The organism is Prosthecobacter sp. (assembly GCF_014879935.1).
Taxonomy (GTDB): Bacteria; Verrucomicrobiota; Verrucomicrobiia; order Verrucomicrobiales; family Verrucomicrobiaceae; genus Prosthecobacter.
In genome coordinates, this window is record NZ_JACSRD010000141.1 from 1 (window position 1) to 8,465 (window position 8,465).

The following is an 8,465-nucleotide window of genomic DNA, read 5'->3' on the forward strand; positions in this document are numbered from 1 at the left end:
GCCCAGGCAGCCACCCCGGCACCAGCGCCTCAGCAGCCCGCCGCCACCACGAAGCCGGCGGAAGACAACAAACCGAAGCGCAAATCGGTGGCGGACTTCACCAAGGGCTTCCACCGCGTCAATGGCCTGTTCCGCATGTACCTCGACACTGAGCGAGGCGTCCCCTGGCTGTTCATCGCCAAGCCGCAGTTCGGGCCCGAGTACATCTATTTCAATCACAGCGTCGATGGCCCCGTGGCCTCCGGCCACAACCGCGGCCGCTACGGAGACTCGCTCATCTTCACTGTCCGCAAGAGCTTCGACCGCGTCGAGCTCGTGGAGCAAAACACCAAGCTCCACTTTGATCCCCAGAGCGCCCTGTCCCGCGCCCAGCAGGCGAATACCACCAACGCCGTCCTTTCCAGCGAGACCATCGTGGCCGAGGACGAAGAAGGCGTCCTCATCCCCTGCACCAATCTCTTCCTGCGGGAAAACCTCACCCCGGTGAAGCTCGACAGCAATCACAGCGACCGCTCTGTGCTCGGCCGTCTCTCGGAAACCAAGTCAAAAATCCTCCGCATCAACGGCTACCCGAAGAACAGCTCCCTCGTGGCCGAATACGTCTTCGAAAACCCCACCGCGAACTGGGAGAGCGAGGCCGACGTGGCCAACCCCCGTTACATCACCGTGCAGGTCCAGCACTCGCTCATCGCCATGCCGGACAACGAGTACAAACCACGGGCCGACGATCCGCGCATCGGCTACTTCACCCACCAGATCACCGACATGACCAGCACCGACGTCGCCCCCTACCGCGACGTCATTCACCGCTGGCGCCTCGTGAAACAAAAGCCCGGGACCGCCCTCAGCGAGCCCGTGGAGCCCATCGTCTTCTGGATCGAAAACACCACGCCTGTCGAATTCCGCGACACCATCCGCACCGCGGTGCTGAAGTGGAATGAGGCCTTTGAAACCGCCGGCTTCAAAGACGCCGTCGTCGTCAAACAACAGCCCGACGAAGCCAACTGGGACGCCGGTGACATCGAGCACAACGTCCTGCGCTGGACCAGCAGTGTGAACCCGCCCTTCGGCGGCTACGGCCCCAGCTTCGCCAATCCACGCACCGGGGAGATCCTCGGCGCCGACATCATGCTGGAGTACAGCTTCATCACCAAGCGTCTCCTCACGAAGAAACTCTTCGCCGACCTCAGCAGCGCCAGCGAGGACGATACGAAGTCAAAGCTCTTCAATCCGCATGCCTGCGATGCCTGCGGCTCCGCACGTCAGGGCCTCATGTTTGGCCAGACCATGCTGCGCCTGCAAAAGAGCGACCGCGTGGAGGTGGACCGCATGATCAAGGAATCACTCTATTACCTCTGCCTGCATGAAGTCGGCCACACTCTCGGCCTGAACCACAATTTCCGCTCCAGCAACCTCCACAGCCTGCAAGACATCCACAACGCCGAGATCACGGAGAAAGCCGGCCTCACCGGCTCCGTCATGGACTACCCGCCGGTGAACATCGCACCCAAAGGCGTGAAGCAGGGCCAGTACTTCACCACCAAGCCCGGCCCCTACGACCACTGGGCCATCAACTATGGCTACAGCGAGGCCCTGGAAGACCCCGTCGAGGAGCAGAAACGCCTCGACGCCATCGCCGCACAGTCTCACAAACCGGAGCTCGCCTTCGCCAACGACGCCGATGACATGCGCATGCCTGGCAAGGCCATCGATCCTCGCGCCATGCTCTTCGACATGAGCAGCGATCCCATCGTCTACGGTGAGCAGCGCTGCGAAATCGTCCGTGGCGAGATGGCGAACATCCTCAAAGACGTCTCCGATCCCGGCAAGAGCTGGCAGGAGGTCGCCCAGGCCTTCTCCTCGCTCACCAAGGAGGCCAGCAGTTCGCTCCACGCCATCTCCCGCTACGTCGGCGGCGTGTATGTCGAGCGTGCCGTCCAGGGGCAGGCCGAAGGCGCCGTGCCCTTCCGCCCGGTCGAGGCGGCCAAACAGCGCCAGGCCCTCGCCGCCCTCGCCCGGCATGCCTTCGCACCCGATGCCTTCGCCGCGCCTCCGGAGCTCTATGCGCACCTGCAGTTGCAGCGTCGCGGCTTCGATCATCGCGATGAAGGAGAGGACCCGAAGCTCCACGACCGCATCTTCGTCATCCAGCGCGGCCTGCTCGATCACCTCCTGCATCCCGGCACCCTGCGCCGCATGATGGACAGCTCCCTCTACGGCAACGAGGTCTCCTACGACGAGGTCCTGAGCACGCTAACCGCCGCCATCTTCACCGGCGACGACCGCACCAAGCCCGTCAGCGCCATGCGTCAGAACCTCCAGCTCGAATACCTCAACCGTCTGCTCAACATCGCCCACAACGGCAGCTTCTACCACGCCATCCAGAGCAGTGCCCTGCTGCAGATCGAAAACATCCGCGCCCTCACCTTCCCCGCCTCCCCCGCCCACCAGCTCGCCATCAAATACCGCATCCGCCGCGGTCTCGACGAGAAGTGAACGGCCCTGACCGGCTAATCCAAAGCTCCCGGCGTCTTGGCGTGCGCCGGACAACAGACGGAGACAGCGGTAGGCCGGCACCTTCCCAAACCACACACACGATCGCGCGGGTCCGCTGCATGCTCACACCTCCGCGCGTCGTACCCTCCCGCATGAAACCACTCGCCGTCGTCCTCGCTCTCGCCGCCGCCATCGCTCCAGCGTTCGCCGCCGAGGGCTGGTCCCTCTGGTCGCCGCGTGACGAGGCCCGGCCGGACGCCCAGGAACTCACCACCGGTGGACACGATGCCAAAGGCGCCCTCGTGCTCCAAACCGGCCCTGGTGAACACTGGATCGGCTGCTGGACGCGCACCGTCGCCGTCGAAGGCGGCCAGCATCACCGCTTCCAGGCCTGGCGCAAATTCAGCGCCATGCCGCTGCCACGCCGCAGCGTCTATGCCCGCATCCTCTGGCAGGATGCCGATGGCAAACCCGTCACCTGGGAAGCGCCGGCGAAGCAAGGCTACGCCAAAGGCTCCATCCCGCGTGCTGAACCCGAGTATCCCCGCGATCCCGGCGGCGAACATGACCAGTGGACGCAGTTCGACACCATCCTGCGGGCCCCAACCCAGGCGAAGCAGGCAAAGATCGAGCTCTACCTCCAGTGGGCCGCCCATGCGCGGGTGGAATGGAGTGATGTCACGCTCACCCCGGTGCTACCACCTGCACCGCGCAAAGTGAAGCTCGCCACCATCCACCTCCAGCCAAAGGACGGCAAAAACCCCGCCGACAAACCGCCGCAATTCGCGCCCCTCATCGCAGAAGCCGCCCGACAGAAGGCCGACCTCGTCGTCCTGCCCGAAACCCTCACCTACTACGGCACCGGCAAGACCATGGCCGAATGCGCCGAACCGGTTCCCGGACCCAGCACCGCCTACTTCGGAACATTGGCAAAGAAGCACGATCTCCACATCGTCGCCGGTCTCGTCGAACGCGAAGGCAAAACCCTCTACAACACCGCCGCCCTGCTCGGCCCCGACGGCCGCCTCATCGGCAAGTATCGCAAAGTCACCCTTCCCCGCGGCGAGATCGAGGCCGGCATCACCCCCGGCCATGAGTATCCCGTCTTCAACACCCGCTTCGGCAGGCTCGGCATGATGATCTGCTACGACGGTTTCTTCCCCGAAGTCGCCCGGGCGCTCGCCATCAACGGCGCGGAAGTCATCGCCTGGCCCGTCTGGGGCTGCAATCCCATGCTCGCCGCCGCCCGTGCCTGCGAGAACCACGTCCACATCGTCAGCAGCACCTACACCGACGCCACCAGCCAGAAGTGGATGATCTCCGGCATCTTCGATCATTACGGCGACGTCCTCGCCCAAGCGACCGAATGGGGCACCCTGGCCATCGCCGAGGTCGATCTCGGCGAACCCGCCCACTGGAACAGCCTCGGCGACTTCAAAGCCCAGATCCCCAGCCACCGCCCGCCGCCGTTGAAGGAGTGATGGGCAGATCAAAAAGCAAAGGGCGCTGAGTGACGGCTCAAAGCGGCAGCGCTTGCCTGCAAACCATCCATCACATCCGTCCACTCCCGCATGTGACGCTCCCAGGTGAGGTGCGTCACGGTTTCACGAGCGGTGTTCGCCAGCGCCTGCCACTGAGGCCTTTCCAAGGCGAGGGCGGTGTTGATGGCGGTGGCGAGTTCGGCGGGGTGCTGCGGATGGTGGAGGTGGAAGCCGTTTTCGCCGTGACGGATGTGATCGACGGCGCCATCCATGACGGAGACGATACCGGGCAGGCCGCAGGCCAGGCTTTGCAGCACGGTCATGGAGAAGGCGTCATACTGCGTGGGATGCACGAACCAGTCGGCGGACTGGTAGAGCTCCACCAGATTCGTGGTGACGGGCACGCTGCGCACCTTCGCGGTGAGGCCGTGGCGCTGGATGAGATCGCGCTGGGCGGCGTTGAGGCCTTTGCCGGCGATCCACAGGGTGGCGTGGACGTGTTTCATGGCCAGCAGCAGCGGTTCCAGGCCGCGACGGCGATGACTGAGCGAGATGAACAGCAGCACGGGCTGCTGCGGATCGGTCTGGAGCTTCCGGCACAGGGCCTCGCGCACGCTGGCGCGATCCGCGGCCGGTTTGAAGAGCTGGCTCTCGACGGGAGGCGGCAGGATGTGGAAACGCTCCGCCGCAGTGCCGTAGATGGCCTGCAACTGCGTGGCGACGGTGCGTGAACTGGTGACGAAGTGTTTCGTCTCCTGGCCGGTGTAAAGGCGGCGCTCCAGATGCAGCTCATAGAGGTGCCGCAGGCTGTAGCGCTGCCACAACGGCAGTGACTGGCCGTAGAGCCGGTGGCAGCCGGTGCCATTGCGATGAATGTCCTGCACGCAACTGCGGCCGAAGCCGACGCTGACATCGACACCCGCCTCCACCGCGGCACGCGGGGCGAGGCGATTGAAGTGCCACATCCGCATCACGGCCGATCCGCGCAGACGTGGCAGCAACTCCCAACGCACGGGCAGCGAAGCGGCGATCTCCGGCGTGGTGAGGGAGGTGACGCAGGTGATCTCATGCCCGGCGGCGGACAATCGCCGCGCGAACTCGATGAGAAAGCTCTCCACCGCCGTGGCGCGAATGATTTGCGGATGAACGAGAGCGATCTTCATGCGATTGAAGCCGGACGGTTGGAGCCACGGATTTCACGGATGGCGCGGATGATTCCAGTGTCCTGCCATTGAACTGATGACCGGCTGTCTGACATTCGGGGAATCCGCTTCATCCGTGGTCGAAATTCAGGCCCCGCGCTTCGATTTGACCTCCGCCTCCGCCTCGAACATGCGGCTGTAGCGATCAAAGGCGAAGAAGCCCGTGGCGATGGCGATCCAGAAGCCTGGAAAGCCATCGAGGAAGCCGAGCTTCAAGAAATAGGCCCGCATGAAGCGCCACCAGGGACGAAACACGGTGTGGAGCAGGGACCAGCGCTTGCCTTTGCCCTGCTGAGTCTGGAGGAAGACCTTCGAATACTGCACGTGCTTCACGAGGTAGTGCTCGATGTTGCGGAAGGAGTAGTGCAGCAGGTCCCCCTGCAAGGTGGTGCAGGGGCCATCGACATCGAGCCGCTCATGCACCTGCCCGCCGCCATCGGCGGCCCAGCGGCTTTTGTCGCGACGGAAGAGCCGCACCTTGCGGTCAGGATACCAGTCGCCATGACGGATCCAGCGGCCCATGAACCAGACCAAGCGGGACATCCACGCGCCGTCGAACCGCTCATGATCACCGTTCTCAAAGAAGCGCAGGATGGACGCGCGCAGTTCCGGCGTGAGCTCCTCATCGCAATCGAGGGCAAGGATCCACGGCTGCGAGCACAACGCGAGGCACTGGTTCTTCTGCGCGGTGTAGCCGAGCCAGTCCTGATGCACAAACTTCGCGCCAAACTCAGCGGCGATCTCCGCCGTGCGGTCGGTGGAACCGGAATCGAGGATCACGATCTCCTGCGCCAGATCCACCACGCTGACGAGACAGCGGCGGAGATTGGCCTCCTCATTGAGGGAGATGATGGAAATCGAAAGCGGCAGCCGGGTCATGCGACGGCCGATTGTCGCGAATCCACGGCAGGTGCCAAGCAAGAATGCGGAGAGAGCTGAGAGCGAAGGGCGAAGGGCAACGCGTCGTTCAGCCACGCGCGGAGTCCGAAGCGTGGCTCTTTGCTCTTTGCTCTTTGCTCTTTGCTCTTTGCCCTACGCTCTCCGCTTTCAGACCGCTGCGAGCGAAACAGCGGCGTTGTGACCACCCATGCCGGAAGCAAGTTTAATGACGCGGTCGCCGGATTGCACGGCGAGTGGCGCTTCATTCAAAGGGAGACCGCATGCCGGCGGAGTCAGCCCCGGCAGCACGGCTGGAATCCATTTTTCACCCAGACACGCGGCCAGCAAGGCGACATCCAGCAGGCCGCTGGCACCCAGCGCGTGCCCCGTGTGAGGCTTCAGCGGAATCAGGGGCACGGCTTTGCCTTCCACTCCCCGCAGCAGCGCCGGAGGCTCGACGCGGGCATGATTGATCGTGCCGGTGGCATGGGGGCAAAGCGCGACGACCTTGCCTGCGTCTCCCACTTTGACCACTGCCTTCACGCAATCGGCGATCCCGCCGCCGTCTTCGGGAATCATGAGTGCGTCGGAGGCGTCGCTGTTCGCGGCATAGTGCTCGATCCGGCACAGGGCACGGTCCGTCTCCCGTTCCAGGGTCACTGCCACTGCGGCCTCGCCTGGCAGAAAGCCGCTGGTGGCCGCCTGCCGCCCGAGGGCGAAGGGATCGTTCACGCCATTGAGGGACAGCAGCCCGGTGTCGCGAAAATCGCGCAGCAAGTCGGCGACGAGCGGCAGATCCACCGCCACCACCAGCGCCCGGGGAGCCAGGCCGGCCGCCACGGCCATCCAGGCCATGCCGAGGGCATCGAGGCCGGAGGAGCAGCCATTCGAGCACATTTGCCAGGGTCCGCGGATGCCGAGTTCAATGCTCACCGCGGCGGCGATCTCGCTGTGCATGGTGTTGCTGGCACTGAACTTCCGCACCGGCCTGCGCCATGCATTGGATCGCAGGATTTCGCCGACATTTCCACGGCTGCTGGCTGCAAACAGCCACGCCTCATGCAGTGTCGGCCCTGTCCACCCCGCTCTCCGCACCGCCCCGGCCGCCACGCGGACGGCTGCATTGCTGGCCGCACCGTACCGCCGCCCCTTCAACAGCCCCCGCTCCCGCAGCACCCCGGCCGACATTCCGGCGAAATCATGGAGACCCGGCACGCGATCCGCCAGAGGCGTGACGCCACCACGCCTCCCCCGCAGCGCCTCAAGACACTCTTCCACGTTCAGACCGATCCCACAGGCTGCCTCAGCAGCTGTGACATGCACGCGTTCCATCATGACTCGATACAGCAGCAAAAGCCCGTTCCCGCAACCCGGCAGACATCTTCGTTACGTCGGTCTTTCAAAAATTGCGCAAGGCAAAGATTGACACTCAACTTAACAGTCCGCTATATTTTCATTCTCATGTTAAGGCAAATCATTGGACAATCCGAAGGGCAGAAGGACGACCGACGTTCTGAATCTCACGCGCCGGCCGCTGCCGAGCGCGCTCCCATTCTCTCCGCCGCGCCCGCTCCTGCTGCACAACCCCAACGCTCACATTCCGCACCTCCCGTCATGACCACCAGCAAAAACGTTCTCGCCAACGACGTCGAAATCAAAGGCTCCATCAAGTTCTCCCATGACTTGATTATCGATGGCAAGATCGAAGGCGAGGTGATCTCCGATGGCAGCCTGACCGTCGGTGAAAACGCGTTGATCAAGGGCGAGGTGAAGACCCGTTCCGTCATCATTTTCGGCAAGGTGGAAGGCAACATCACCGTGGCCGAGCGCTGCGAGCTCAAGAGCAACGCCATCCTCGTCGGTGACATCGCCGCAGGAACCCTCGCCATCGAAGAAGGTGCCACCTTCATGGGTCAGTCCCAGGTCGGCAAGAAGCCCGAGACAAAGCCTGCCTTCGCCGGCGGTGCCAAACCCCAACCTTAACCTGTCATTCGAGTGTTCGGGCGGCTCTTCGGCTCGAAGTCCAGCATCCTTCCCACGCCACCGCGACATCTGATCGAAGTGGTGTGCCCTTCTTGTGGCGCGGCTCAATATGAGCCGCGCCTCGTCGTTTCCACATTCTGCAAAAAGTGCGGAGTCCATCTGACGATCCACAAACGCAAGGTCACTGCCTCGAATGTGTCACGCTCAGGCGCGGGCATGACGGATGCCTGGGAGCAAACACCCCAGGAGGCCAAACCCACTCCTCCCCCGGCAGCTCCTGTGGCTGAAGCTCCAACGGCCGAGGAGAAGCCGTCCGAAAATCTCTCCGCCGCTGATGGCTTTGGCGCCTACCTGACGAGCCAGGGCACACCACCATCCTCCGCTCCAGAACCCGAGGTGCAGGACCTGTCTCTTATACACATCT

General features: G+C 63.7%; 6 protein-coding genes and 1 pseudogene. 4 read left to right on the top strand and 3 right to left on the bottom strand.

The window, feature by feature from the left end:
• Together IAE77_RS12820 and IAE77_RS12825 are read left to right on the top strand one after the other, a co-directional pair.
• Positions 1-2,496: zinc-dependent metalloprotease (locus tag IAE77_RS12820; RefSeq protein ID WP_294227060.1), on the top strand; the 2,496-nt coding region annotated here is incomplete at its 5' end.
• Positions 2,497-2,648: 152 nt separating this feature from the next.
• Entirely contained in the window at positions 2,649-3,977 is a 1,329-nt protein-coding gene (locus IAE77_RS12825; protein WP_294227062.1) for a carbon-nitrogen hydrolase family protein, read from the top strand.
• An 8-nt stretch (positions 3,978-3,985) separates the two neighbouring features.
• On the opposite strand, the gene IAE77_RS12830 is transcribed toward IAE77_RS12825, so the two are convergent.
• The 3 genes from IAE77_RS12830 to IAE77_RS12840 form a co-directional block, all read right to left on the bottom strand.
• On the bottom strand, positions 3,986-5,140 hold the full coding sequence (locus IAE77_RS12830; RefSeq protein WP_294227064.1) for a glycosyltransferase family 4 protein: 1,155 nt from the start codon (positions 5,138-5,140) through the stop codon (positions 3,986-3,988).
• A gap of 126 nt (positions 5,141-5,266) precedes the next feature.
• The gene (locus IAE77_RS12835) at positions 5,267-6,058 is read right to left on the bottom strand and encodes a glycosyltransferase family 2 protein (protein ID WP_294227066.1); all 792 of its coding nucleotides are present in this window, start codon (positions 6,056-6,058) and stop codon (positions 5,267-5,269) included.
• A gap of 168 nt (positions 6,059-6,226) precedes the next feature.
• Complete coding sequence (locus IAE77_RS12840; RefSeq protein ID WP_294227068.1) at positions 6,227-7,393, bottom strand: beta-ketoacyl synthase N-terminal-like domain-containing protein; 1,167 nt, start codon at positions 7,391-7,393, stop codon at positions 6,227-6,229.
• A 279-nt stretch (positions 7,394-7,672) separates the two neighbouring features.
• Here IAE77_RS12840 and IAE77_RS12845 point away from each other — a divergent pair, with 279 nt between their 5' ends.
• Both IAE77_RS12845 and IAE77_RS12850 read left to right on the top strand, forming a co-directional pair.
• Positions 7,673-8,041, top strand: coding sequence for a polymer-forming cytoskeletal protein (locus IAE77_RS12845; RefSeq protein WP_294227071.1), 369 nt, complete (start codon positions 7,673-7,675; stop codon positions 8,039-8,041).
• Between the two features lie 216 nt (positions 8,042-8,257).
• A pseudogene (locus tag IAE77_RS12850) lies at positions 8,258-8,465 on the top strand (hypothetical protein); the annotation flags it as partial.